The following is a 25,912-nucleotide window of genomic DNA, read 5'->3' on the forward strand; positions in this document are numbered from 1 at the left end:
CCACCGCAGCATTTCCACCTGAGATGAAAAAGTCAATCCTATTTGTAAGCCTGCTTTCCCTGGGCCTGAGCCTGGCTTCCTGCGAGAAGTTTCTGGAAGAGGAGCCGTATTCCTTCCTGGCCAGTGAAAATTTCTATAAAACCGAAGGCGATGCCGTGGCCGGCCTCAACGGCGTGTTCAACGCCCTGCTGCCCCAAACCTACTTCGGCCGCACTGGCTGGCAAATCACCGAGCTACCCGCCGAGCTGATCCGCGTCGGCTCCAGCACCGACGAGCGGGCCCAGCTCTCGCGCTTCACCTTTACGCCCACCAACACCGAAATCAACAGCTGGTGGACCAACACCTACCGCATGATCAACCGGGCCAACGACGTCATCGAGAAGGTGCCGGGCATTGGCATGGACGAAATCCGCAAAAACAACATCATCGGCAATGCCCGCTTCTTGCGCGCTATGGGCTACTTCGACCTGGTGCGCTGCTTCGGCGACGTGCCGCTGGTGCTGGCCACGGTGAAAGGTCCCGACGACGACCTGCGCCCCACCCGCACCCCGCTGGCCCAGGTGTATGAGCAGATTATTGCCGACCTGAAGTTTGCCGAAGCCAATTGCTTTACCGAAGACAAGATTCCGGCCGGCGAGAAAGGTCGGGTAAGCAGCGGCGCCGCTACGGCCCTGCTGGCCAAGGTGTACGTGACGCGCGCCACCACCGCTGCGGCTCAGGGCAGCGACAACCAAAGCGGCCTGGATGCCTGCAACCGGGTTATCGACTCCAAGAAGTACCAGCTGCTGCCCGTGTACGGCGACGTATTCAACCCCGACAAGGAAAACGGCCCCGAGCATATCTTCTCCATTCAGTTCGATTTGCCCCCGAACACGGGCAGCATCATCGTGCGGCAGTTTTTGCCCTCGCAGCTGCAGGGTCTGGGCACCTTCACGGTGGAAGACAGCCTGGTGCGCTCCTACGCCACCACCGACGTGCGCCGGGCCTGGAACATCAGCAACCAGGCCGGCACTACCACCTTGCCCCGCTACTATTTCAACAAGTTTCGGGACGACAAGCGCATCGGCAACGACGCGCGCACCAACTACCTGATAACCCGCTATGCCGATATTCTGCTGCTTCAATCGGAGGCCCGCAACAACCTCAACGCTGGGGATGCCACCAAGTATCAGGGCATCAACGCGGTGCGCGTGCGGGCCGGGCTGGCCCCGATTCCGACTTCGAAAGTAACCAGCAAGGATGCCTTTGCCGACCTGCTGATTCGGGAGCGGGGCTGGGAGCTGGTGCAGGAAGGCCACCGCTGGTTTGATTTGATTCGCCTGGGCAAGCTCAAGCAGATTGAAGCCCGCGTCTTCAACCGCACCATCGACGACAAGTACCTGCTCTTCCCGATTCCGCAGCCCGAGCTGATTCTGAATCCGAACCTGAAGCAAAACCCGGGCTACAACTAATGCGCACCATCACAAACCCCTGGCCGGTATTGCTGGTGGCACTGGTACTCGCGGCACTAGCCGGGGCCGCGCAGGCGGCTCCGGCGACGCCCTTTCTGCTGCTCGACCCCGCCGCGCTGTCCCAATACCGCACGACGTATAAAAAGGGTGGCCCCGCCGAAGCTCAGCAGGTAAAAGCCCTGCTGACTAAAGCCGACCAGGCCCTACGCCACGGCCCCTACACCGTAACGAGCAAGCAGCGCATGCCGCCCAGCGGCGACAAGCACGACTACATTTCGCAGGCGCCCTACTGGTGGCCTGATCCCAGCAAGCCCGACGGCAAGCCTTACATCCAGAAAGACGGGCTGGTAAACCCCGAAACCGAACAGCTGCAGGACGACGAAAACCTGGCCGGCCTCTGCCGCGACGTGCGCGACCTGGCCCTGGGCTACTATTTCTCCGGCGACGAGAAGTATGCGGCCCACGCGGCCCGGCAGCTGCGCACGTTTTTCCTGGACCCGGCCACCCGCATGAATCCCAACCTGAACTTCGGGCAGGGCATTCCGGGCCTCAACGACGGGCGCAGCTTCGGCATCATTGAAAGCCGCCACTTGGTGTACATTCCCGATGCGCTGGCACTGCTCAGCGGCAGTAAAAGCCTCACGCCGGCCCTGGTGCGGGACCTCAAAGGCTGGTACGGGCAGTACGTGCAGTGGCTGACGACGAGCAAAATAGGGCAGGAGGAAGGTGCCAACAAAAACAACCACGGCACTTTTCACGACGTGCAGCTGGTCGACTTTGCCTTGTTCATCGGCAACCGGGAGCTGGCCCGCCAAACGCTCGAAAAACAAACCCTGCCGCGCCTGCCGGTGCAATTTGCCCCCGACGGCTCCCAGCCCCTGGAGCTGGCCCGCACCCGGCCCTGGAACTACGTGAGTATGAACCTGCAGGGCTGGCTGCAACTGGCCGTGCTGGCCCGCCACGCCGGCGTCGACTTGTGGCAGTATACCAGTCCGGAAGGTCGTAGCCTGGGGCAGGCCGTGGCGTGGTTTCGGCCCTACCTGCTGAAGGAAAAGCAGATGGAGCGTCCCGACGCGGTACCCGCCGGCAACACGGCTATCCTGACCATTTACAACCGGGCCGACCGCGAATACCCCGCCCTGGAAGCCAATAAGGTGTTTGCCCAGTACCCGGATTTCGTGCGCACGCCCTGGGCTATATAAAGCATTCGGCTGGAGGCTTAAACTACAATTCCAGGGCGCGCTTCGGCCGCGTCCATTTCCAACGAACATGAGTGAGAATTTTTCCCTGCAGGATAAGGTAATCGTCGTGACGGGCGGCACGGGTATTCTGGGCCAGTCCTTTATCGATGGTATCGTGGAGGCGGGCGGTGCAGTCGGTATTCTGGGCCGCAACGAGGCCGTGGCCCGGGAGCGGGCCGCCGCCATCAATGCCAGCGGCGGCCGGGCCCTGGCTCTAGTGGCCGACGTGCTGGCCGAAGACCAGCTGCGCGCCGCCTGCCAGGAAATGATGCAGGCTTTCGGCCGCATCGACGGGCTGGTAAACGCGGCCGGCGGCAACGGCGCCGACGGCGTGCTGGCCCCCGAAGAAGACGTGTTTAAGATGAACCTGGCCGGCATGAAGCGGGTGATGGAGCTCAACGTGTGGGGCGCCATCTTGCCCACCCAGGTGTTTGGTGCCGCCATTGCCGAATCGGCCGACAAGGGCAGCATCGTCAATATCTCGTCGATGAACTCGAAGCGGGCCATTACCAAAGTGCTGGGCTACAACATGGGCAAAGCCGCCCTGGACTGCTACAACCAATGGTTTGCCGTGGAAATGGCTGCTCGCTACGGCGACCGGCTGCGCATGAATGCCCTGGCCCCGGGCTTCTTCCTGACCGAGCAAAACCGCAGCCTGCTGACTACGCCCGACGGCGGCTTCACGGCCCGCGGCGAGCTGGTTATCCGGCAAACGCCCTTCAAGCGCTTCGGTCACCCCGACGAGCTCCAGGGCGCTCTGGTGTGGCTGCTCAGCGACGCTTCGCGCTTCGTTACGGGGTCCATGATTTGCGTGGACGGCGGCTTTTCCATTTTCGGCGGCGTCTGATTTGGCACCTGATGAAACAAAAACCGCACGATTTGCCGACCGCCACGCTGTGTAAGATGCTGCTGGCCCTGGCCTGGCTGGTGCTGCTGGCCTGTGCCCACCCGGCGCGGGCTCAGCGCCGGCAGCGGCTGATTACCGATTGGGAATTCGTCCGCCAGGATCTGGGGGGCGTGTGGGAAGCAGTGCGGCCGGTGGGGCCTGGAAACCCCGAGAGTGTGCCGCTTTGGGAGAGGGTGGCACTGCCGCACTGCTTTAACGCGCGCGACGCGGTAGACCCCGCCGTGAACTACTACCAGGGTCCCGGCTGGTACCGCACCCAGCTAGCGGTGCAAAATCCCTACGCCCAAGGCCGCACGCTGCTGCACTTCGAAGGTGCGGGCCAGAAAACCGATGTCTACATCTACACCACCAAAGTAGGCAGCCACGTAGGCGGCTACGACGAGTGGACCGTGGACATCACCGAGGCCGTGGCCAATTTCCAAAAGACCGAAGCCTACCAGAAGCAGTTCCAGGGCCGGGTTCCGCTCAGCATCCGCTGCGACAATTCCCGCGACCTGGAAATGATACCGTCCGACTTGTCGGATTTCAACGTGTACGGCGGCCTCTACCGCTACCTCAATCTGGAGTACCAGCCCGCCCTGGCACTGAGCCGGCTCAGCGCCAAAGCCGAAGTCGACAAGGCTGGCAAAGCGGGCACACTCACGCTGAAAGCCACTTTCTCCGAAACCATAGCTGCCGGCCCGGCCCCGTATTCAGTGCGCCTGCTCGACCCACGCGGCAAGCCGGTGGCGCAGTTTAAGGGCACCATAGCCACTCAGGCTGGCGAAATTAACCTGCACAAATTCACTGTGAAAAGCCCGCGGCTTTGGTCGCCCGATGTGCCCCAACTCTACACGGTGCAGGTCACGGTGGGCACGGGCGCGCAGGCGTATGAGCAGAGCGAAAAGGTCGGGTTTCGCCACATCGAGTTCGTGGAACGTGGGCCATTCATGCTCAACGGGCAGCGCCTGCTCTTGCGCGGTACCCACCGACACGAAGACCACGCCGGCGTGGCCGCGGCCATGACCGAACCGATGATTCGCCGGGAAATGACGATGATGAAGCAGATGGGCGTGAATTTCATCCGCCTGGGCCACTACCAACAGTCGCGCATCGTGCTGAATCTGTGCGACTCGCTGGGCATCACCGTGTGGGAGGAAATTCCCTGGTGCCGCGGCGGGTTGGGCGGGCCCGTGTACCAGGCGCAGGCCAAGCGGATGCTCCGCAATATGATAACCCAGCACTACAACCACCCCAGCATTATTATCTGGGGGCTGGGCAACGAAAACGACTGGCCCGGCGACTTTCCCGAGTTCGACAAGCAGAAGATTCGGGCCTTCATGACCGAGCTCAACGACCTCTCGCACCAGCTCGACGCCTCGCGCTACACTGCCATCCGCCGCTGCGACTTCTGCAAGGACATCGTGGACGTGTACTCGCCTTCCATCTGGGCCGGCTGGTACCGGGGCATCTACACCGAGTACAAGGAAGCCAGCCGCAAGGAATTCGAGGGCGTGAAGCGCTTTTTGCACGTGGAGTGGGGCGGCGACTCGCACGCGGGCCGGCACTCGGAAAACCCCGACAACGCCCTGGCCAAAATAACGGCCGGCAAAGGTGCCGACGAGCGGTCTGGCGACGCCTCGCTGTTCGGCGGCAGCGCCCGGGTTTCCAAGGACGGCGACTGGAGCGAAACCTACCTCTGCAACCTCGTGGACTGGCACCTGAAAGAGCAGGAAACCATGCCCTGGCTGAGCGGGGCGGCCTACTGGCCCTTCAAGGATTTCAGCACGCCCGTGCGCCCCGACAACCCCGTGCCCTACATGAACCAAAAGGGCGTAGTGGAGCGGGATTTCACCCCGAAAGAGGCCTATTACGTGTTTCAGTCGTACTGGACCGCGCAGCCCATGGCCCACATTTACGGCCACGGCTGGCCCGTGCGCTGGGGCGACGAAGGCGAGCTGAAAATGGTGAAGGTGTACTCCAACTGCCTTGAGGCCGAGCTGTTTGTCAACGGCAAAAGCTACGGGGTGAGGAAGCGCAACAGCCAGGATTTCCCCGCCGCCGGGCTGCACTGGAACGTGCCCTTCGTGGCGGGCCAGAACCAGGTGCGCGTGGTGGCTAAGCAGGGCAAGCAAACAGTGCAGGACGACATCAGCTTCCGCTACCAGACCCAGAAATGGGGCAAGCCCGCCAAGCTCACCCTGGAAAAAACCGCCGACGCCCAGGGCCTGACCACCGTAGAAGCCAAGCTCTACGATGCCCAGGGCGTGCAGTGCCTCGACGCGGCCAGCTGGCTGGAGTTCTCCCTGGCCGGCGCCGGTCAGCTCCTAGACGATTTGGGCACCAGCAGCGGCTCGCGCAAGGTGCAGGCCTACAACGGCCGGGCCATTATCCGCCTTCAGGCCACGCCGGGCCAAACCACGGTGGCGGTTCAGTCGCCGGGCCTGCCGGCGGTGCTGCTGGCGCTATGAAGACGTGCCGGCCCACGATTACTTACCTGTTCCAATGTTCAAACAACTGCTCAGCTGCCTGCTTCTAACGTTACTGCTGGCCCTGCCAGCCGCTGCGCAGCAGCGCATCATGCAATCCATCAACTCCAACTGGCTGTTTCGCAGGGATGAGCCGCAAAGCACCGTGGCTACGGCTGCCACGGCCACCAACTGGGAGAAGATCAGCCTGCCCCACACCTGGAATGCCCACGACGTGCTCGACGATGAGCCGGGCTACTACCGGGGCACCGGCTGGTACCAAAAGACGCTGCAGGTGCCGGCCAGCTGGCAGCAGCGGCGCGTGTACCTGTACTTCGAAGGCGCCAATCAGGAGGCCGAGGTGTACGTGAACGGGCAACTGGCGGGCCGACACGCGGGCGGCTACACGGCATTTAGCTTTCCGATCAGCCAGTATTTAAAGTTCGATGGCGAAAAACCCGCCGGAGCCGAAGTGCTGGTCAAGCTCACCAACCGCCACAACCCGGACATTCCCCCGCTGTCGGCCGACTTCACCTTCTTCGGCGGCATCTACCGCGACGTGTACCTGTTGGCCGCCAGCCCCGTGCATTTCGACCTAGATAACTACGCCTCCAGCGGCACGTTCGTCACCACGCCAGCCGTGTCGGCCGAGGCGGCCGAAGTGGTCGTAACCGGCGCCGTTAGCAACGAAGCGGGCCAGGCGCGCCGGCTGACAGTGCTGACCCAGGTGCTGGATGCAGCGGGTAAAACCGTGGCGCGGCAGCAGGCTTCGCTCACGCTCAAAGCCGGGGAGAAGCGTCCGTTTCGCCAGGCGTTGCCCCGGTTGAAGCAGCCCCACTTATGGTCGACGACTGACCCGTACCTGTACCGCGTGGTGTCGAGTATTTCGGAGGGTAAAACGCTGCTCGATGAAGTAACGAACCCGCTGGGGCTGCGCTGGTTTCGGTTTGATGCCGCCCGGGGCTTTTTCCTCAACGGGCAACCGCTCAAGCTCATCGGCACCAACCGCCACCAAGACTTCCCGGGCCTGGGCAATGCCCTGCCCAATGCCCTGCACGAGCAGGATGTGCTATTGCTCAAGCAGATGGGCGGTAATTTTCTGCGCGTGTCCCATTATCCCCAGGACCCCACCGTGCTCCAGGCCTGCGACCGGCTGGGTATTCTGACCTCGGTGGAAATTCCGGTCGTGAATGCCATTACCGACTCGGAAGGCTTTTTCCAGAACTGCCGCACCATGCAAACCGAGATGATCCGTCAGGGCTTCAACCATCCCTCGGTCATCATCTGGGCCTACATGAACGAGGTGCTGCTGCGCCTGCCCGAGGGCGTGAAGCGCGACAATGAGCCGGGCCGGGCCTACCTGAAAAAGGTGAATCAGCTGGCCCAGCAGCTCGACGACCTCACCCGGCGCGAAGACCCGGCCCGCTACACGATGTGCGTCAACCACGGCGCCTTTGAGCTGTATCAGGAAGCGGGCCTGACCAAAATCCCCCAGCTCGTGGGCTGGAACCTCTACCAGGGCTGGTACTCGGGTCAGCTGCAGGGCTTTGCCGACTACCTCGACCGGCACCACCGCGAATTGCCCGATAAGCCCCTGCTCGTCACCGAGTACGGCGCCGACTCCGACGAGCGGCTGCACAGCTTTCGGCCCCGGCGCTTCGACAAAACCACCGAGTATGCCAACGCCTACCACCAGTTTTACCTCAAAGCTATTCTGGATCGGCCTTTCGTAGCGGGCAGCATGGTCTGGAACCTGGCCGAGTTCAGCTCTGAAACCCGGCAGGAAGCCAACCCGCACATGAATACCAAGAGCCTGCTTACGGCCGACCGCCAGCCCAAGGACGCCTACTATTTCTACCAGGCGCACCTGCTCAAAACGCCGTTTCTGCGCATCGGCAGCCGCAGCTGGAATCTACGTAGCGGCCCCGCCGCCGGCCCCGATTCGCTGTTTTGCCGCCAGCCCGTGGAGGTGTACACTAACCAGCCTGCCGTGCGGCTGCAACTCAACGGCCGGGATTTGGGCACCAAAACCGCCGAGTTTGGCGTGGCTCGGTTCAGCGTGCCTTTTGGTAATGGCATGAACCAGCTCCGGGCCCAGGCTGCCGGCCAGCCCGGGGAAGATATGGCCGATATCGAGTTTCAGCTGCTGCCCGCCAACCTGAATTCCAGTAAGCTGCCTTTTACCGAGCTCAACGTGAGCCTGGGCGATGAGCGCACTTTTACTGACCCCCAGCTGCACCAGGTGTGGGTGCCCGAGCAGGCCTACGCGCCCGGCAGCTGGGGCTACGTGGGCGGCACGGTGTACAAGCTGCCCGGCGAGCGGCTGCCCTACGGCTCCGACCGCAACATCCTGGGCACCGACTACGACGCCCTCTACGAAACCCAGCGCGTGGGCCTTACCCAGTTTCGCCTCGATGTGCCCGATGGCGAGTATGAAGTAACCCTGCATTTCGCAGAATTGGAAGCCGCCCCGGCCGCTGAGCAGCTGGTTTATAATCTGGCGGGAAGCACTGCCGCCAGCGCTACTCCAGAAGCGCCGGGCCGCGCCTTTATAGTGCTGCTCAACGGGCAGGCCCTGCCCGAGCTGAGCACGGCCACCTCGCTGCGGCCCTTGCAGGCAGTCAGCACCACGGTGCCGGTGTCGGCGCGGGGGCAGCGGGGTATCATCATCGATTTTCAGGCCCGCACGGGGCAAGCTTGCCTCAATGCCATTCAGGTGAAACGGCGCTGGTAGCACCGGTCTTGAATTTGTAACTGCCTCATTATGAACCGAAGAACTTTTGTGCAGTTGCTGTTGGCCGGAGCTACGCTGGCCTGGGCGTGCCCCGCCGCGGGCACCGCCAAGCGGCAGCGGCGGCAGGTGGCGGCGGTACTCCGGCCGTTGGTGCTGGCGCAGGCCACCGAAGCCCTGCAACAACCGCCGCTCACCGTCACGGCCAGCACCTCGCCGCGCAGCGCCGGCGGCCCCCACGATTTCTTTTCCGAAGGCGACTATTGGTGGCCCGACCCCCAGGACCCCACCGGCCCCTACATCCAGCGCGACGGCCTCACCAATCCCGACAACTTCGTGGCCCACCGCCGCGCCATGATCCGCTTCAGTCAGCTGATCGGGACGCTGGCCTCGGCCTACCAGCTCACGGGTGATGAGCAGTACGTGCGCCACGCCCTAGTGCACCTGCGGGCCTGGTTTCTGGAGGAGGCCACGCGCATGAACCCTTCTTTGCAGTACGCCCAAGCTATTCAGGGCCGGTTTACGGGGCGCGGCATTGGCATCATCGATACCATTCAGCTGCTGGAAGTGGCCCAGGGCGTGCTGGTGATGCAGTCGGCCAAGAGCTTCGGCCGCGCCGAGCGGGCGGGCATCCACGACTGGTTTGCCCAGTACCTGACCTGGCTGACCACGCACCCCTACGCCCAGGACGAGATGAAAGCCGCCAACAACCACGGCACCTGCTGGGTGCTGCAGGTAGCCGCCTTTGCCCGCCTGACCGGCAACGAGGAACTGCTCAGCCGCTGCCGGGAACGGTACAAAACGGTGCTACTGCCCACCCAGATGGCCGCCGACGGCTCGTTTCCGCTGGAAACCAAGCGTACCAAGCCCTACGGCTATTCGCTCTTCAACCTGGATGCCATGACGATGATCTGCCAGATGCTAAGTTCTCCGCGCGACAACCTCTGGACCTACCAGACGCCCGACGGCCGCGGCATCCGACGGGGTATCGAATTCCTGTATCCCTACGTGGCCGACAAATCCCGCTGGCCCTTTCCCAAAGACGTGATGTACTGGGACAACTGGCCCGTGGCCCAGCCTTTTCTGGTGCTGGGCGCCGTGCAGTTTGCCCACCAGCCCTGGCTCGATACCTGGCAGCGCCTCGACCATGCGCCCCAGACGGAAGAGGTTGTCCGCAATCTGCCCGTGCGCAATCCGCTTATCTGGCTCGGGTAAGCCAAGCTATTGCAGAATGGCAGCGGCGAAGGGCGCGGCGGCCAGCAGAATTTAGCATGTAATGCACTGTAATGATATGAAAAACCTCATTTTAGGAATAGGGCTCGGGCTGGCGCTGTGGGCCGCGCCCGTGCTGGGCCAGGGCGTAGTGCCGCGCAAAACCCTGCGGCTGGCTGAAACCCAGGCCGCGCTGCTGCTAACCCAAACCGAGCAGACGATTCGGCAGCAGTCCGTCGTGGCGGGCAAGCCGGGGCCCGTGTCGCCGCGCACCCTCACGCCGGCCGGCGGGCTGGTCGTGGTGCCCTCCCGCGACTGGACCAGCGGCTTTTTCCCGGGCTACCTCTGGCTGCTGAGCGAGGCTACCGGCCAGGAAAAGTGGCGCACCGCCGCCCGCACCTACACGGCCCGCATCGAGGCCGAGAAAACCAACGGCACCACCCACGACATGGGCTTCAAGGTGTACTGCAGCTTCGGCAACGGCTACCGCCTCACCCAGGACGCGGCCTACCGGGAGGTGCTGGTGCAGGCGGCCCGCACGCTCAGCACGCGGTTTAGCCCCACGGTAGGGGCCCTGCGCTCCTGGGACCACCACCGCGAAACCTGGTCCTACCCGGTTATTATCGACAACATGCTGAACCTGGAGCTGCTCTTCGCCGCCACCCGCCTCACCGGCGACTCCTCGTTCTACCGCATTGCCGTGGCCCACGCCAATACCACCCTCCGCAACCACTTCCGGCCCGACTACAGCACCTACCACGTCGTCGATTATGACACGCTCACGGGCCAGGTTATCAAGAAAACCACCCACCAGGGCTATGCCAACGAGTCGGCGTGGGCGCGGGGGCAGGGCTGGGCGCTGTATGGCTATACCATGTGCTACCGCGAAACCCGCAACCCGGCCTACCTCGCGCAAGCCGAAAAGGTGGCCGCCTTCATCCTGAACCACCCCAACCTGCCGCCCGACCTGATTCCCTACTGGGATTTCAACGCACCCGACATTCCGAACGCGCCGCGGGATGCCTCGGCCGGGGCCGTCATTGCCTCGGCTCTGTACGAGCTGAGTACGTACAGCCCGCTGCAGGCCACTTCGTACCGCCAGAAGGCCGATAAGATGCTGGGCAATCTGGCGCGGCACTACGCGGCCCGGCCTGGCGGCAGCCGGGGCTTTTTGCTGCTGCACAGCACCGGCCACCAGCCCGCCAACAGTGAGGTAGACGGCCCTTTGATTTACGCCGATTACTACTTTCTGGAGGCCCTGCTGCGGCAGCGGAACCTGGCGGCGGGCAAAGGCTGGGCCGGGCGCTAGGAGGGAACACAGGGGCGGATTTTCTGCCGAATCGGAGCTTGGCGCCGAAATCGTTTACGCAAATAAAGGCCTCGGGCTAAGGTGGTTTCCTCGGGAAAAGACCTCACTTTTCAGGGCCTGATCAGCGCTGGAGTCTCCGTTCCTTGTTCCCCACTAACCCCACCAACTCACTATGAAACTCGTCTCAACCCGTTCCCGCCGCTCCTGCCTGAGCCTGGCCGCCGTGCTGCTCTTCACCGCCGGCTGCCAGAAGCAGGAGGCTGCCGTGCCCGCCGCCGCTACCGCCACTGCCGACTCCACCATTACCACCTTCCGTCACCCCGGCGTGGTCAACAGCAAGGCCAGCCTGGATTTGGTAGCGGCCCAGGCCAACGCCGGCGACGCGACCCGCACGGCCGGCTACAACAAGGTGGTCGACTACATGAATCAGTACGCGGTGCCCACTTCCTTTCCCAGCGTGGTGTACGTGGTAGGCAGCGGCGGCAGCCCCACCGAAGACCAGATCCGGCGCGACGCTATTTTGGCTTACGCCTGCGCCCTGCGCTGGGTGAAAACCGGCAACGCCACCTACGCCAACCAGTCCAAGCAGATCCTGAACGGCTACGCCTACAACTTCCAGCGCTACAGCACCTCGCCCAAGCCCGACGGCAGCCCTACCGAGTTTCGGCAAACCTACCTGGAAGCCGCCTGGGTGGCCCCGTCCTTCGTGGCGGCCGGCGAAATTATCCGCTACTACCAGGTAAACGGCACCGGCGCGGGCTGGTCGGCCACCGACGTAAGTAAGTTCTCCGACTTTCTTAACAACCTGAAAAACAACTACGTCAACAACGTGCCCGGCGCCATCAACGACATCAACAACTGGCAGGCTTCCTACGCCTACGCCAAGATGGCCCTGGGCGTGTGGTTCAACAGCACCGCCGTCTACGACTCGGGCTACGACTACCTGTTCCAGATTCTGCCCCAGCTGTTCTATTCCGATGGGGCCGTGAAGGAGCAGCGCGACCGGGACTGTGTGCATCCCCAATATACGCTCACGGCTCTGACCTACGCCGCCGAAACGGCCCGAATTCAGGGTAATACGGCTATCTACGAAGCCAACGGCCAGCAGATTAAGAATGGCTGGAACCGGTACGAGGATGCCGCCGCCGGCAACTACACCCGCAACTGCAGCGGCAGCCAGATTTTCCCCGGCATCGAAACGGCCTACAACTATTACGGTACCAGCAAGCTGGCCTCCCTGCGCGACCGGCAGGACCCCTACGGCGTGTCGGGCGACAAAACCTTCCTGGGCTTCACCTCCTTCACCCACCGCAGCATCGGCCGGTAAAACGGCCCGCTTTTCCGCTGTACTCTCCGGAGCCCCGTCTCATTGCTGAGGCGGGGCTCCGCTTTTGAATGGTTTATCCTAGTTGGATGCTTTGGTAAATGCCTGTTAAATAGTTGGTTTGGCAAATGCAAATGGCGCGCAGCAGCAAGCCGGTCCAGCTGAAGCATAACCAAACCCCCGTTCCCAAGTATAGCCTAGCAGAGCCAGCCATCCAGCTACGCGGTGGCTACACCAGCATTATCCAGTTTGCCATGAGTACTTCCCATCCTGATCCGGCCGCCAACAACACCCAGCTCGTGCGCTACAGCCTGCAGCTTCCCACGATGACGGAGCCCGACGGCGTCGTCGCGGTCCGGGAAGTATTGCAGCAGCACCACCTGATAGTGGACCGCGTGGCGGCGGCCGAAGCCATTGTCACCTCGGCCACCGGCACCGAGCCCGATTGGGTGACCATCAAAAAAGCGTTGCAGGTAGCCGGCTACCCGGTTGCGCACACCGCTACCGTGGAGGAGTAAGCCGCTCCAAAAGACCCGCCTACCAAAGGTTCGGCCCGCGCGGGCTCGGCCAATAGTCGTTTAAATTCGGTTGTAGCTATTGTTGTGAATGATACTGGTAAACGTCGGTAAAACAGATTTTTATAAAATGAAATTGAGCTGCGTGTAGTTGGGCTGACCGGCCCGGTAGTGCGGCCGGTTAAAACATAAGCCCTCCTGGCTCGTCTACCGGCTCATGAAGATCAAAGCAATACTGACCGGGGCAACCGGCATGGTGGGAGAAGGCGTACTGCTCGAAGTTCTGAGCCACTCCGAGGTGGAGCAGGTGCTGTCCGTGAGCCGCCGGCCCAGCGGCATCACCCACCCCAAACTGCGCGAAATTATCCACTCCGACTTCTACGATTTATCGCCCATCCAGGACCAGCTCACGGGCTACAACGCCTGCTATTTCTGCCTGGGCGTGTCGTCGGTGGGCATGAAGGAACCCGAGTACCGCCGCCTTACCCACGACCTGACCCTGCACTTTGCCCAAACGCTGCTGCCCCACAATCCGGGCCTCACGTTCTGCTACGTGTCGGGCGCCGGCACCGACGGCACCCTGCAAAGCGGCCAGATGTGGGCCCGGGTAAAAGGCCAGACCGAAAACGAGCTGCTCCAGCTGGGCTTCAAGGATGCGTATATGTTCCGACCGGGATTTTTGCGTCCCACGGCGGGGCAACGCCACGTGTTGTCGTACTATAACTACTTCGGCTGGCTCTACCCCGTGCTACGCCGGCTCACGCCCAAGTTCGTATCCACGCTGACCGAGCTCGGCCAGGCCATGCTGCAGGTAACGCAGCGCGGCACCGCGAAAAAGGTGCTGGAAGTGCCCGACATTGTAGCCCTGGCAAAGCAGTAGGCTACCGCCTGCTGCTTACACGATAGGTTTGCGCCGGTGCAAAAACCGCTGCTTGAGCCACACAAACGGTACGCCCAACGCCACGATAAAGCCCCAGTCGGCCCCAAACCGCTCCAGGCCTTCCAGGGTCAGGGTCAGGTTGCCCACGGCCAGCCCGGCCCCGATAAGCGCGGCAGCCGGAATAAAGGCCGTGGCAATCAGCGGTCCGGCCTGAAAGCTGCGCCGAAAAGCCGCCAGCATCACGATACCCGCCAGCGCCCCGGCTGCCGAGAGCAGCAGCTCCATCAGGCCGGGGTGTGCCAGGTTATTTACCTCCGAGTTTCCGGCCAGCGCCGCCGCCGTCGTTTCCCCGGTGGCTACCAGCAGATACATCGTCAGGGCAGCCGTGCCAATGAGCACGGCATAGCCAGCCAGGGCCGACTGAATGCCCCGCCAGGTCACAATCCAGCGGCGCAAGGCCAGGCCTACCGGTACTTTCGTCATGGGGTCGAAGCCAGGCGCGATAATGGCGGAAGCGGTGAAGGCCACCGCCTGCGGCACCGGCTCCGATACCAGCCCGATGGCGCACACCAGGCCGCCCAGGGCCATGAGCAGCAGGTAGTTGACGGTAATGGCGCCCTGGTGGCGCAGGCCACTTTCCATTTCCTCCCAAATGGCCTCGTCTTTATCGTCAACAATAGTTTTGTGTGCCGCCGGGGCAATAAAGCTGGCTGCTTCACTCGTCACCACGCTCAGGTCGTTGTCATTGGGCACCGCGGCCCGGGCGCGGCGCAGCACTTCGTCGGCTCCCCGGTTGAGCACGTGCACAATCAGCACGTCGCCGGCGGGCTTGCGGGAAGCGCCGGGCTGCACACTCAGTCCCACTACTTCCTCTAGGGCAGTAAGCTGCGCACATAAATGCTCGGTTACGGCCGGCGGCACGGTAATTTCCAGAGTTCGATGCATAGGGGCACAATAAAGAACCGGCGTGTGAGCCGGTTAGCAGTTGATTAGCAAATAGAAAGGGGATAAGCTAAACTACGCGCCCTCCCGGCTAAAGTTCTGCCGGCCCGTGGCCGCGGGCCTGGGTGGTAAGTAATGCTGGCTACGGGTTTGCTACCTTTTTGCTCTATCCCGCGCTGCACCAGTTTACGCCCAGGTTCGTATCCACGCTGGCCGAAGTGGTCAAGACATGCTGCAGGTAACTCAGCGCGACGGGCGCGGCGAAAATGTGCGGGAAGTGCCTGATATTGTGGCCTTGGCGCAGTAGCAACGCTAAGGCTACAGATGAAGAAAAAGCAGGAAAGAGAAGTCAAAAGGGGATTCTGGTACTATGACAGCGTACTTCTTCAGGGCGTCATCGTGCTGGCCATCAATTACGATTATTGGTATGAAATTGAAAAGGAAGACGGATTCGACATGACGGGTGAAGTGCCTGAGCTCAATGACAAGGGCGAAATGTATCTTCTTGTCTGGACTGATGCAGAATTTGGTAAAACTCAGCGCCATTCAGTAGGAACGTTGGAATTGGAATCGACTGTGGCTCTGGCGGAAAAAGTGGTGAACCAGCCAATAGAATGGATATGAGTTCAATTGGTCCCATCTTTCCCGCATGATTCGCACCGTTATCTTCGATATGGACGGCGTGCTCGTTGATACCGAGCCGCTTCACCACGACGCTTTCTTCCGCCATTTTGCCGAGCTGGGCATTGCCATGACGCGCGAGGAATACGCCACCTTTCTGGGCTCTTCCACCCGCAACGTGTACCAGCAGCTCAAAGCGCAGTTTGGCCTACGGGAAGAAGTCGAAACCCTAATCCACCGTAAGCGGGAGCTGTTCGGCACCTCCTTCGACGCCTCCACCGAGCTGGATTTGCTGCCCGGCGCCCGTCCGCTCATCGAAGACCTGCACCGCGCCGGCGTGCCGCTGCAGCTGGCCTCCTCGGCTTCCAAGGAAACCATTGCCCGCGTGTTCACTCGCTTCGAACTCTACCCGTACTTCGATAACCTGGTCAGTGGCGAGGATTTCCCCCAGTCGAAGCCAAACCCCGCCATTTTCCTGCACGCGGCCCAGCTGGCCGGTATTCCGCCCCACGAGTGCCTCGTCATCGAAGACTCGGCCAACGGTGTCACGGCGGCCAAAGCGGCCGGCATGTACTGCGTGGGCTATAGCAGTGAGCATTCCGAAGGCCAGGATCTGCACCACGCCGACCAGGTCGTGTCGCACCTCAGCCAACTCAGCGCGGCGCAGATTTTGGCGCTGGAATAGCCAAACGGCCTGCTGGCTGGCTGGCTGGCTGGCTACTGCAAAAAGGAGCTTACTTGCAGCCGTCCTTGCGGCGCGTGTCGATGATGTGCACGATGCGCCAGCCCTCAGCCAGCTTCACCAGCTGAAACGAGTTGTAGCCGCAATGGCTGAACTTGGGGCCGACGTAAAACTGGTAGGGTGTCCAGACGCTGGCCAGGTTGGCATCTATCAGCACCTGCTCAAAGCTGATGCGCTCATCATACACTTCCTTGTGCGGCGTACCCACAGCTTTCAGAAACTCCGCAACTTTTTCGGTGCCCAGCTGCACGCCCGTGCGGGTATTGATGGTGTGCAGCACCGCACCGGGCGCCAGCGTGCCGCGCACCATCGTACTGTCGCCCCGCCGCATGCCGTCGAAAAACGTGGTAATCGTCTTTTTGACGGCGGCCGTTTCACTGGCGCTGGTCTGGGCCGCGGCGGCGGTGCTGCCAGCGGTGAGCAGAAGCAGGAGGGAGAGTACAGTCTTTTTCATGGGGAAGATAAGAGGCCAGGGCTGAGGCACTAACGACACGGGCGCCGGCCGGGGAGTTGCAAAGCCAACTTTCGTAGTAGCTTGCCGCCCCCGAATCCGCTGTTTATATGCTCTCCCATGCATAGCTGCCTCCAGCCGCAGCACCAGTGCCCGCAGCCGGCGCGTATTGCACCTGGAGTTTTCGGGGCAGGAGCTACCGGCGGGGCTACAGTGGCGGGAAAAACGGCTGCTGTAGCCCGAGCGTTGCGCAGTGCTGGTCGGTGGCGTTGCCTTGGGGTTCAACGAATCTATTTACCTTGCCGGCAAATCATTCCGCCCCGTTGGGTGTTCTCAAAACGTACCCAAAAACAACTCTTATGGAAGGCCGCAATCTGTTTAACTTCGGTCCCGCGCTCGGCTATTTCTTTCGCAAGAATGACCCCGACCGCAAAACCAACTTCAACCTGCGCACCATGCACTTTATCAATAAGCTGAGCATGGCCATGTTCCTGGTCGGCCTCTGCGTAGTGCTCTATCGGCTATTTACGCGGTAGCTGTTGCTCAGAAACAATACAATAGAACGTCATGCCCAGCCTAACGCAGCATGACGTTCTGGTAAATGATCTGTTCGCATGAACATCGAAGAATTTCGCGACTACTGCCTGCTCAAGGCTGGCGTGACCGAAGAAACGCCCTTCGGCCCCGAAACGCTGGTGTTTAAGGTCGGTGGTAAAGTGTTTGCCCTCACCGACATCGACACCTTCGGCAGCATCAACCTGAAGTGCGACCCGGAGCGCGCCGTGGACCTGCGCGAGCAGCACGACTACGTACTGCCCGGCTACCACATGAACAAGAAGCACTGGAACACGGTGCTCGTCGGCACCGGCATTCCCGGCAACCAGCTGCGCGAGCTAATCGACCATTCCTACGACCTGGTACGGGCCTCACTGCCCAAAAAGCTGCGCGAGGAGCTTACCGAAGTCGAGCAGCTGGAAGAATAAACCTTTGCTAACCAAACAGCAGGAGCGGAGCCGCCGGGGCGGCTCCGCTTTTCTTTTGAATCTTTTTGTAACTATCGTGGTTACACTGCTATCTTTGCAGCGTAGGAAAACTACCGGCGCCGCCGTTCGGTCACTTTCCCTAAGTTAATATGCAGATCAGCAGCCGCTTTTCCGTCGCCGTTCACGTCCTTTCCCTGCTGGCTTTGCAGCAGGAAGACGACGTGCTGCTGACCTCGGAGCGCATGGCGGGCAGCGTGAACACCAATCCCGTTGTGATTCGACGCATTCTGGGCCAGCTCAAAAAGGCGGGTCTGGTGGAAGTGCGGCCGGCCTCGGGCGGCACGTTTCTCACCCGCCGCCCCGCCGATATTTCCCTGCTGGCCGTGTACCGCGCCGTGGAAGTAGTGGCGGAAGGCCACCTGTTTAGCGTCCATGACAAGCCCAACCCGGCCTGCCCTGTAGGCCGTAACATCCAGGCGGCCCTCGACGATACCCTGCAACGGGCCCAGACGGCCATGGAGCAGGTGCTGGCCGGGGCCACGCTTCAGCACGTCACCACCGATATTCTGGCCAAAACCGCCGCCACCGGCTGACGCATTTTTTTTGCCTTGTATTGTAACAATAATGGTTACAATGAGTTTTGTTTTTTCTTCACCTTACCCTCTTACCCCATGAAAATTGCCCTCATCGGTGCCACCGGATTCGTTGGTTCCAAACTGCTTCACGAAGCCCTGACCCGCGGCCACCACGTAACGGCCATCGTGCGCGACCCCGCCAAGCTCACCGAGCAGCACGCCAATCTGACCGTCGTAACCGGCGACGCGAATAAGGTAGACGAACTGGCCGCCCAACTGGCCGGCCACGACGTTGTTATCAACTCCTTCAACGCCGGCTGGGCCAACCCCAACCTGTACCACGACTTCCTGCAGGGCAGCAAAGACATCGAGGCGGCCACCGAAAAGTCGGGCGTAAAGCGCCTGATTGCCATCGGCGGGGCCGGCAGCCTCTACATCGGCGGGCACCAGCTCGTGGATGGCCCGCAGTTTCCCGAGGAGTACAAGGCCGGTGCTACCGCCGCCCGCGACTACCTCAACTTGCTGAAGCAGAACAACTCTCTCGACTGGACGTTCGTCAGCCCCGCCATCGAAATGCACCAGGGCATCGACACGGGCCGCACCGGTCACTACCGCCTCGGCCTCGAAAACCCGGTCTTCAACGAGGAAGGCCGCAGCATCCTCTCCGGTGAAGACCTGGCCGTGGTGATTCTGGATGAGGTAGAGCAGCCCAAGCACATCCGCCAGCGCTTCACGGCCGCGTATTAACTATCCGTGTCATTGCGAGGCACGAAGCAATCCGTCCTCTGAAATGCGCCGAGCTTCCTTCCCTAACAAGCCCTAACGGATGGACGATGTACCGCGAAGTTCCACTTCGCGAGACGTTGAACGACCATCATTGCTACGGCGCGGGCGACTCGCGAAGTGGAACTTCCCGGTACAAGCAAAAGCCCTTTACTACCGCGGTAGTAAAGGGCTTTCTGGTAAAAGGACGTTTATCACCAGCAGAGGACGGATTGCTTCGTGCCTCGCAATGACAGAGTAGAACCAAACCTGACTACACTACCACGTTTACCATGCGGCCGGGCACGACGATAAACTTCCTGGCGTCCTTGCCTTCGGCAAAGCGCGCCAGGAAGCCGGATTCGCGGACGGCGGCTTCAATGTCGGCAGCGGTGGCGGTGGCGGGGAATTGCTGGGTTTCGCGCACTTTGCCGTTGATGGCCACGGGGTAGTTTACGGTGTCTTCCACTAGGAATTCCTCGCGGAACTCGGGGTAGGCGGCGCTGCTGATGCTGCCCGCCGCGTGGCCCAGCTTCACCCACAGCTCCTCGGCCAGGTGGGGCGCGTAGGGCGAGATGAGCACTACCAGCGGCTCCAGAATGGCGCGTTTGTGCGAGTCGAGGGCCGTCAGCTCGTTCACCGTAATCATCAGGGCGCTGACGGTGGTGTTGAAGCTGAACCGCTCAATGTCCTCTTCCACCTTCTTGATGGCCTTGTGCAACGCCTTCAGCTCGCCGGGCGTGGCGGCCTCGTCGGTGACGGCAAAGTCGCCATCCTGGGGGTGGTAGAGGCGCCAGAGCTTCTTGAGGAAGCCCGCCACGCCACTCATACCGTTGGTGTTCCAGGGCTTGTACTGCTCCAGTGGCCCGAGGAACATTTCGTACAGCCGCAGCGCGTCAGCTCCGTACTGATTGACCAGCACATCGGGGCTCACTACGTTGAACTTGGCTTTCGACATCTTCTCGACCTCCCAGCCGCTTACGTAGCGACCATCGTCTTCGAGAATAAATTCGGCTGAAGCATAATCCGGCCGCCACTTCTTGAAGGCTTCCGTATCCAGAACGTCGTTGTTGACAATGTTCACGTCAACGTGTAGGGCGGTGGTTTCGTGCTGGTCCTTCTTGCCCAGCGTCACGAACGTATTGGTGCCGTTGATGCGGTACACGAAGTTCGAGCGGCCCAGAATCATGCCTTGGTTGATAAGCTTCTGGAAGGGCTCATTGGCCGTTACCAAACCCAGGTCTTTCAGGAACAGGTGCCAGAAGCGGGAGTAGAGCAGGTGGCCCGTAGCGTGTTCTGCGCCACCGAGATATAAGTCCACATTCTGCCAGTATTGCTCGGCCTCCGCGCCCACGAAACGCTCAGCGTTGTGCGGGTCCATGTAGCGCAGGTAGTACCACGAGGAGCCGGCCCAGCCGGGCATGGTGCTCAGCTCGTAGTCGTAGAGACCTTTGTACTTCCAGTCTTTGGCGCGGCCCAGGGGCGGCTCACCGGTTTCGGTGGGCTTGTACTCGTCGATTTCGGGCAGCACCAGGGGCAGGTCGGCTTCGGCCACGCCGTAGGCCACGCCTTCCTTGTAGTAAATCGGGATGGGCTCACCCCAGTAGCGCTGCCGGCCGAAGATGGCGTCGCGGATGCGGAAGTTGGTTTTGCCCTTGCCGATGCCGCGGGTTTCAAGCTCTTGAATCAGCTTGGCGGTTGCCTCTTTGTAGGTGAAGCCTTCGATGAGGCCGTGCAGGTAGGTGCCTTCTTTAGTCGGGTCGGCCTGCTCCTCAATCTGCTGCTGATCTACGACCTGCACGATGGGCAAGTTGAAATGCTTAGCAAACACATAGTCGCGCTGGTCGCCCGAGGGCACGGCCATGACGGCGCCGGTACCGTAGCCGGCCAGCACGTAGTCGGCAATCCAGATCTGGATAGGCTCGTTGCTAAACGGGTTAAGCGCGTAGGAGCCGGTGAAGGCACCCGACACGGTTTTGGTATCGGCCATCCGGTCACGCTCCGAGCGGCGCTTGGTAGCGTCGATATAGTCCTGGATGTGCTCCTTTTGTTCGGGCGTCGTCAGCTCAGCTACTAGCTCGTGCTCGGGGGCCAGCACCAGAAAGGTAGCGCCGTAGATGGTATCGACGCGGGTGGTATACACCTTGATCTGAGCCTGCTCGTGGTCTTTTACCGAGAAAGTAACCTCGGCGCCGATGCTCTTGCCAATCCAGTTGCGCTGCATTTCCTTGACGGCATCGGGCCAGTCGAGCGTGTCGAGGCCCTGCAGGAGCCGGTCGGCGTAGGCGGTGATGCGCAGGTTCCACTGGGGCATCAGGCGACGCTCCACGGGAAAGCCGCCCCGCTCGGAGAGGCCGTCTTTCACCTCGTCATTCGACAAAACCGTGCCCAGGCCGGGGCACCAGTTGACGTAGGTATCCTGCTGGTAGGCCAGGCGGTAGGGGTGCACGGCCTGTAGCTTCTGCTTCTCGCTGAACGACTGCCACTGCCCGCTGGTGAAGCTGTGGCGCTCTTCTTCGTCGCCGGCCGCCCGGATTCCCTCACTGCCGTTCTGCTCGAACTTGGCAAAGAGCGTTTTGAGCGGTTCGGCCTGGTTGGTGTCGAGGTTGTACCAGGAGTTGAAGAGCTTGAGGAAAATCCACTGCGTCCACTTGTAGTAGGCCGGGTCGGAGGTGCGGACCTCGCGGCTCCAGTCGTAGCTGAAGCCCAGGCTGCTGAGCTGGCGGATGTAGGTATTGATGTTCTGCTCGGTGGTGAGGGCCGGGTGCTGGCCGGTCTGGATGGCGTACTGCTCGGCGGGGAGGCCGAACGAGTCGAAACCCATGGGATGCAGCACGTTGTAGCCGCGCAGGCGCTTGTAGCGCGACACGATATCGGAGGCAATGTAGCCCAGGGGGTGCCCTACGTGCAGACCCGCCCCGCTGGGGTACGGGAACATGTCGAGCACGTAGTATTTGGGCTTGGCCGAGGCGTTGTCGGCCTTGAAAGTGCTATTGTTTTTCCAGTGGGCTTGCCACTTTTTCTCAATATCCTGGGGATGGTAGCCGGGCATGGGATTCTGCTGCGTGTGAAAGGGCGAAATTAAGCGGAAATGCCGGGAAAGCGCCTCACCTCCGGGGCTGCCCGTCGAAAAAGGAAAGCAGGAGCCTATGGTTTGGAAGGTGTTTTGCTTTGCTCGCGGGGTGTTTTGCTTTGCTCACGAGGTGTTTTGTTTCAGTCGAATAGTGTTTTGCTTCAGGCGAAGGGTGTTTTGCTTGAGTCGGAATATGTTTTCAGACAAAAGCGGAGTGCGGGGCCGCTGCGTGAACCAGCGGAACTTAGCCCGACGAGTAGGCTGACAGGAGTAGAGTGAGTTTAAATAATATTTATTATATATATATTGTAATATGGATTTGGCGCCACGGGCGCGTGAGCCAATAGGTGGGCCCAACGAGGGAAAGGTCGTTGGACAGGGGAATAGGTTAGGGGTTGAGGCAAGGCTAGGGAGTAGGCAAGAAGTGGCCATCGGGTAGTGCTATGCTTTATGCACCCGTGAAAAACGCGGGCTTCCGTTGCACTTCTCTTCACCTAACCCCCTTGCTGTATGAATATTCTGGTGTTGAACTCAAGCGGCCGGACCGAGCTGTCGGTGAGCCGCAAGCTGGTGGCCGAGCTGGTCACGGAGTTGCTGGCGCAATCGGCCGAAGCGCGCATTACCTACCGCGACGTAGCGGCGGGGGTACCCTGCGTCGACGATCTGCTGATCAGTGGCTTATACATTCCACAGGAGCAGCGCACGGCAGAGCAGCGGCAGGCCCTGGCTTTTTCCGACGAGCTGGTGGCCGAAGTGCAGGCCGCCGATGTACTCGTCATTGGTACTCCTATCTACAATTTCGGCATTCCGGCTGCCCTCAAGGCCTGGCTCGACCAGATCGTGCGGGCGGGCGTCACGTTTGCCTTCGCTGAAAACGGCTACGAGGGCCTGCTGACCGGCAAGAAGGCGTACCTGGTCGTCACGTCCGGAGCCGTGGAAGCGGGCAGCAGCCTGGACCACGCCACGCCGTATCTGCGCCTTATTCTGGGCTTTATCGGTATTACCGATGTGGAAATAATCAGTGCCTGCCAGCTGAGTATGCTGGGTGAGCAGCCCATCAGCGCGGCAATGGACGCTATTCATCACCTGCAGACTGTGGGCTGAAAATCGGGCCGAAAGCGGGTGGGGAAAGACAGGCGCTTCACCCGCTTTGGTGTCACGGTTGTTGCTGCCAGGCCCGCGCTGGCCGAAACAACCGCCCCGGGCCGGCGGTTGTTAGGTCTTTAATAAGTAGAAGACAATGCCCACTACCAGCGTACCCGTATCCGTTTTAGATCTGGCGGCTATTCTCGAAGGCTATACTGCCGCCGACACGTTTCGCCACAGTCTGGAGCTGGCCCGCCGTGCCGAAGAGTGGGGCTACGGGCGCTACTGGCTGGCCGAGCACCACAATATGGCCAGCATTGCCAGCTCGGCCACGGCCGTGCTCATCGGGCACATTGCGGGCGGCACTTCCACCATCCGGGTAGGCTCGGGGGGTGTAATGCTGCCCAACCACGCGCCGCTTATCATTGCCGAGCAGTTTGGCACTCTGGCCACACTTTATCCGGGCCGCATCGACCTGGGCCTGGGCCGCGCGCCGGGCACCGACCCGCTGACGGCCCGGGCCCTGCGCCGCGATGCGCAGAGCGCCGTGAATGACTTCCCGCAGCAGGTGCAGGAATTGCAGGCGTATCTGTCGGCCGACAACCGCACGAGCAAGGTGCGGGCCATGCCGGGCGAAGGACTCGATATTCCGATCTGGCTGCTGGGCTCCAGCACCTACAGCGCGCAGCTGGCGGGGTATCTGGGGCTGCCGTTTGCGTTTGCCAGTCATTTTGCGCCTACCCACCTGCAGGCTGCGTTGCAGCTTTACCGCAGCTCTTTCCGGCCTTCCGAGCACCTGGCGGCTCCCTACGCGGCGGCCTGCGTCAACGTTATTGCCGCCGATACCGACGAGCAGGCCCAGCGCCTGGCTACTTCCTTCGACCAGTTTGCCCTCAACATCATCCGGGGCACCTCCAGGCCGCTACAGCCCCCGGTCGACAGTATGCAGGGTGTGTGGAGCGAGCTGGAAGAGGAAGCCGTGGGGCAGATGATGGCCTACTCGTTTGTGGGCGGCCCGGCCACGGTGGCGCGGCAGCTCCAGGCGTTTCTGAAGGCAACGCAAGTAGATGAGCTGATAGCCGTGTCGCACATCTACGACCCGGCGGCCCGGCTGCGCTCCTACGAGCTGCTGGCGGAGGTGGTAAAAGGGTAGCAGGGTATAAGGGGTGTGAGGGGTAAAAAAGAACGTTCTTTTTTACCCTTATAGTAAGCCGGCCAGCGGGTTTTTGCCATCCAGGGTGCCCTCGGCGCTCAGCACCCGAAAACGGGCAAACAGTTCCTCCCCATACCATTGCTCCTGGCGCGTGAGGCGAATCACTTCCCGGTGCTGCTCGCTCCGGTAGGCATACTGCTGCATGGCCCCGGCCGATTCCCAGAGGCTGAACGTAGCCTGTCGCACTACTGGTAATTCGCCCAGCCCAATGGCGGCCAGTACCCCCGACGCGTGGGCCACGGTGGCGCTGGTAGGAGCCACATAACGCCAGAAGCGGGGCGTTTTCCACCACCGGATAGAGGCCCGGGTCAGGACCGCCACGGGCGCGTCGGCGGCGGCCGCTTCAGTGGCGTAGTCGAACGGATTCACGCCGTCCCAGAGTCCGTGCGCCTTCAGCGGGGCCAGGTGGGCCGTCCAGATTTCGGCTGCCCGCCGCTGGTATTCCAGCCACAGCGGATGCTCCGTGAAGAAAGCCGCAGCCGTTGCTTCCGACTCCCACACCGCCATAAAGCCGTAGCGCCGCAGGTTGGGCAGGGCCCCGAAGCCGCCGGCCCCGCTGCCCAGCAGTTTCTGAAAGCGCAGTCCCGGCACCCGTTGCAGCGGACGTTGAGCCGTGCCCATCTGGGCCAGCGCCCAGCGCGCATGACCGGGCGAGAGGGTAATGATGGAGAGGGTAGTGAGTGGCAAGGCGGTAGGAAGCTAAGCTAAAGAGCTAGTGCCTCTCCTCAGATGAGGAGAGGCAAGGAGTGGTTGAAACGGTAAAACGACTGCTAGAGCTGATGTTAATAGATGTTCAACGCGCTGGTCAACCACCCCTAACCCCTCCTCATCTGAGGAGAGCAACTAGCTTCTGGCTTCTAGCCCTAAAACAACAAAAAAGGGCCGGAACTGCTTCCGGCCCTTTTCAATTTTTGCAAAGCAAAATTTACTTCACGTTCACTTTGGCGTGCTCGTTCACGTCGTCGGAAGTGGCCCGCTCGCCGGTGGCCAGCGCTTTTACGTAGGCAGCGGCTTGGGTCAGCATGCTGCTGGGCGTGTCCCAGTATTCGCCCTTGTCGATTTCGACTTTCAGGATGTAGATGTTCGGGTCGTCTTTGCCTTTGGCAAACCAGGCGCGCATCGGCTCACTCCAGAGCTTGTCGATTTCGGCCTGGTCGCGGTAGGCGTTGGCCCGGCCCGAAACCGATACGTACACGTTGTCTTCGGGCTTGCCGTAGCTCAGGTTGACGTGGCTGTCCTTTTTTACTTCGTAGACTTTGGCCGAATCCTTATCGGTGAGGAAAACCAGGGCGCTGCTGCCGTCGGGCTTCTGGGTATACATCGGGCGGCTGCGCAGGCTGCCGTCCTCATCCTGGGTGGTGAGCATGGCAATGCGCACATCCTTGATTTTATCGAGCAGCTTGGACAGGTCGTTGGTAACGGGCGATTTATCGGACATCGGTAGGAG

General features: G+C 61.4%; 23 protein-coding genes. 18 read left to right on the top strand and 5 right to left on the bottom strand.

Features of this window, described 5'->3' with window-relative positions:
- Nucleotides 1-23: 23 nt before the first annotated feature.
- The 10 genes from LGH74_RS21115 (at nt 24) to LGH74_RS21160 (ending at nt 14,017) form a co-directional block, all read left to right on the top strand.
- A complete protein-coding gene (locus LGH74_RS21115; protein WP_226179483.1) occupies nt 24-1,451 on the top strand; it encodes a RagB/SusD family nutrient uptake outer membrane protein in 1,428 nt (475 codons plus the stop codon).
- Nucleotides 1,451-2,653, top strand: coding sequence for an alginate lyase family protein (locus LGH74_RS21120; RefSeq protein WP_226179485.1), 1,203 nt, complete (start codon nt 1,451-1,453; stop codon nt 2,651-2,653). Before LGH74_RS21115 ends, LGH74_RS21120 begins: the two co-directional genes overlap by 1 nt.
- 67 nt (nt 2,654-2,720) lie before the next feature.
- The gene (locus LGH74_RS21125) at nt 2,721-3,539 is read left to right on the top strand and encodes an SDR family oxidoreductase (protein WP_226179487.1); all 819 of its coding nucleotides are present in this window, start codon (nt 2,721-2,723) and stop codon (nt 3,537-3,539) included.
- 11 nt (nt 3,540-3,550) lie between these two features.
- On the top strand, nt 3,551-6,049 hold the full coding sequence (locus tag LGH74_RS21130; protein ID WP_226179489.1) for a glycoside hydrolase family 2 TIM barrel-domain containing protein: 2,499 nt from the start codon (nt 3,551-3,553) through the stop codon (nt 6,047-6,049).
- A gap of 34 nt (nt 6,050-6,083) precedes the next feature.
- Nucleotides 6,084-8,780 carry a glycoside hydrolase family 2 TIM barrel-domain containing protein gene (locus tag LGH74_RS21135; protein WP_226179491.1) on the top strand — a complete coding sequence of 899 codons (2,697 nt, stop codon included), beginning with the start codon at nt 6,084-6,086 and terminating at the stop codon, nt 8,778-8,780.
- A 30-nt stretch (nt 8,781-8,810) separates the two neighbouring features.
- Nucleotides 8,811-9,992, top strand: a complete 1,182-nt coding sequence (locus LGH74_RS21140; protein ID WP_226179493.1) for an alginate lyase family protein — start codon at nt 8,811-8,813, stop codon at nt 9,990-9,992.
- Between the two features lie 76 nt (nt 9,993-10,068).
- Nucleotides 10,069-11,298: a glycoside hydrolase family 88 protein gene (locus LGH74_RS21145; RefSeq protein ID WP_226179495.1), complete on the top strand. Its 1,230-nt coding sequence runs from the start codon at nt 10,069-10,071 to the stop codon at nt 11,296-11,298.
- A gap of 172 nt (nt 11,299-11,470) precedes the next feature.
- Nucleotides 11,471-12,625 carry an alginate lyase family protein gene (locus LGH74_RS21150; protein WP_226179497.1) on the top strand — a complete coding sequence of 385 codons (1,155 nt, stop codon included), beginning with the start codon at nt 11,471-11,473 and terminating at the stop codon, nt 12,623-12,625.
- 251 nt (nt 12,626-12,876) lie between these two features.
- Nucleotides 12,877-13,140: a hypothetical protein gene (locus tag LGH74_RS21155; RefSeq protein WP_226179499.1), complete on the top strand. Its 264-nt coding sequence runs from the start codon at nt 12,877-12,879 to the stop codon at nt 13,138-13,140.
- A 214-nt stretch (nt 13,141-13,354) separates the two neighbouring features.
- A complete protein-coding gene (locus tag LGH74_RS21160; protein WP_226179501.1) occupies nt 13,355-14,017 on the top strand; it encodes a Rossmann-fold NAD(P)-binding domain-containing protein in 663 nt (220 codons plus the stop codon).
- Between the two features lie 15 nt (nt 14,018-14,032).
- Here the strand turns inward: LGH74_RS21160 and LGH74_RS21165 are convergent, their stop codons facing one another.
- Entirely contained in the window at nt 14,033-14,962 is a 930-nt protein-coding gene (locus tag LGH74_RS21165) for a DUF389 domain-containing protein (protein ID WP_226179503.1), read from the bottom strand.
- Nucleotides 14,963-15,283: 321 nt separating this feature from the next.
- Between LGH74_RS21165 and LGH74_RS21170 the strand changes: the two genes are divergently transcribed.
- On the top strand, nt 15,284-15,583 hold the full coding sequence (locus tag LGH74_RS21170) for a hypothetical protein (RefSeq protein WP_226179505.1): 300 nt from the start codon (nt 15,284-15,286) through the stop codon (nt 15,581-15,583).
- Nucleotides 15,584-15,608: 25 nt separating this feature from the next.
- Nucleotides 15,609-16,265, top strand: coding sequence for an HAD family hydrolase (locus tag LGH74_RS21175; protein WP_226179507.1), 657 nt, complete (start codon nt 15,609-15,611; stop codon nt 16,263-16,265).
- A gap of 49 nt (nt 16,266-16,314) precedes the next feature.
- Here LGH74_RS21175 and LGH74_RS21180 read toward each other — a convergent pair whose 3' ends face one another.
- Entirely contained in the window at nt 16,315-16,776 is a 462-nt protein-coding gene (locus LGH74_RS21180) for a nuclear transport factor 2 family protein (protein ID WP_226179509.1), read from the bottom strand.
- A gap of 356 nt (nt 16,777-17,132) precedes the next feature.
- Here LGH74_RS21180 and LGH74_RS21185 point away from each other — a divergent pair, with 356 nt between their 5' ends.
- From LGH74_RS21185 to LGH74_RS21200, 4 genes are all read left to right on the top strand, one after another.
- Nucleotides 17,133-17,309, top strand: coding sequence for a DUF6728 family protein (locus tag LGH74_RS21185; RefSeq protein WP_226179511.1), 177 nt, complete (start codon nt 17,133-17,135; stop codon nt 17,307-17,309).
- A gap of 78 nt (nt 17,310-17,387) precedes the next feature.
- Nucleotides 17,388-17,756 carry an MmcQ/YjbR family DNA-binding protein gene (locus LGH74_RS21190; protein ID WP_226179513.1) on the top strand — a complete coding sequence of 123 codons (369 nt, stop codon included), beginning with the start codon at nt 17,388-17,390 and terminating at the stop codon, nt 17,754-17,756.
- 149 nt (nt 17,757-17,905) lie between these two features.
- Entirely contained in the window at nt 17,906-18,349 is a 444-nt protein-coding gene (locus LGH74_RS21195) for an Rrf2 family transcriptional regulator (protein WP_226179515.1), read from the top strand.
- A 78-nt stretch (nt 18,350-18,427) separates the two neighbouring features.
- Entirely contained in the window at nt 18,428-19,078 is a 651-nt protein-coding gene (locus LGH74_RS21200; RefSeq protein ID WP_226179517.1) for an NAD(P)-dependent oxidoreductase, read from the top strand.
- Nucleotides 19,079-19,367: 289 nt separating this feature from the next.
- Here the strand turns inward: LGH74_RS21200 and leuS are convergent, their stop codons facing one another.
- On the bottom strand, nt 19,368-22,145 hold the full coding sequence (gene leuS / locus LGH74_RS21205) for a leucine--tRNA ligase (protein ID WP_226179519.1): 2,778 nt from the start codon (nt 22,143-22,145) through the stop codon (nt 19,368-19,370).
- 531 nt (nt 22,146-22,676) lie between these two features.
- Here leuS and LGH74_RS21210 point away from each other — a divergent pair.
- Nucleotides 22,677-23,270: an FMN-dependent NADH-azoreductase gene (locus LGH74_RS21210; protein WP_226179521.1), complete on the top strand. Its 594-nt coding sequence runs from the start codon at nt 22,677-22,679 to the stop codon at nt 23,268-23,270.
- A 136-nt stretch (nt 23,271-23,406) separates the two neighbouring features.
- A complete protein-coding gene (locus LGH74_RS21215; RefSeq protein WP_226179523.1) occupies nt 23,407-24,405 on the top strand; it encodes an LLM class flavin-dependent oxidoreductase in 999 nt (332 codons plus the stop codon).
- 48 nt (nt 24,406-24,453) lie between these two features.
- Here the strand turns inward: LGH74_RS21215 and LGH74_RS21220 are convergent, their stop codons facing one another.
- Together LGH74_RS21220 and LGH74_RS21225 are read right to left on the bottom strand one after the other, a co-directional pair.
- Complete coding sequence (locus LGH74_RS21220) at nt 24,454-25,152, bottom strand: spheroidene monooxygenase (protein ID WP_226179524.1); 699 nt, start codon at nt 25,150-25,152, stop codon at nt 24,454-24,456.
- A gap of 238 nt (nt 25,153-25,390) precedes the next feature.
- The gene (locus tag LGH74_RS21225) at nt 25,391-25,903 is read right to left on the bottom strand and encodes a pyridoxamine 5'-phosphate oxidase family protein (RefSeq protein WP_129919627.1); all 513 of its coding nucleotides are present in this window, start codon (nt 25,901-25,903) and stop codon (nt 25,391-25,393) included.
- Nucleotides 25,904-25,912: the final 9 nt, after the last annotated feature.

Origin of the sequence: Hymenobacter lucidus, from assembly GCF_020447265.1 — a bacterium.
GTDB lineage: Bacteria > Bacteroidota > Bacteroidia > Cytophagales > Hymenobacteraceae > Hymenobacter > Hymenobacter lucidus.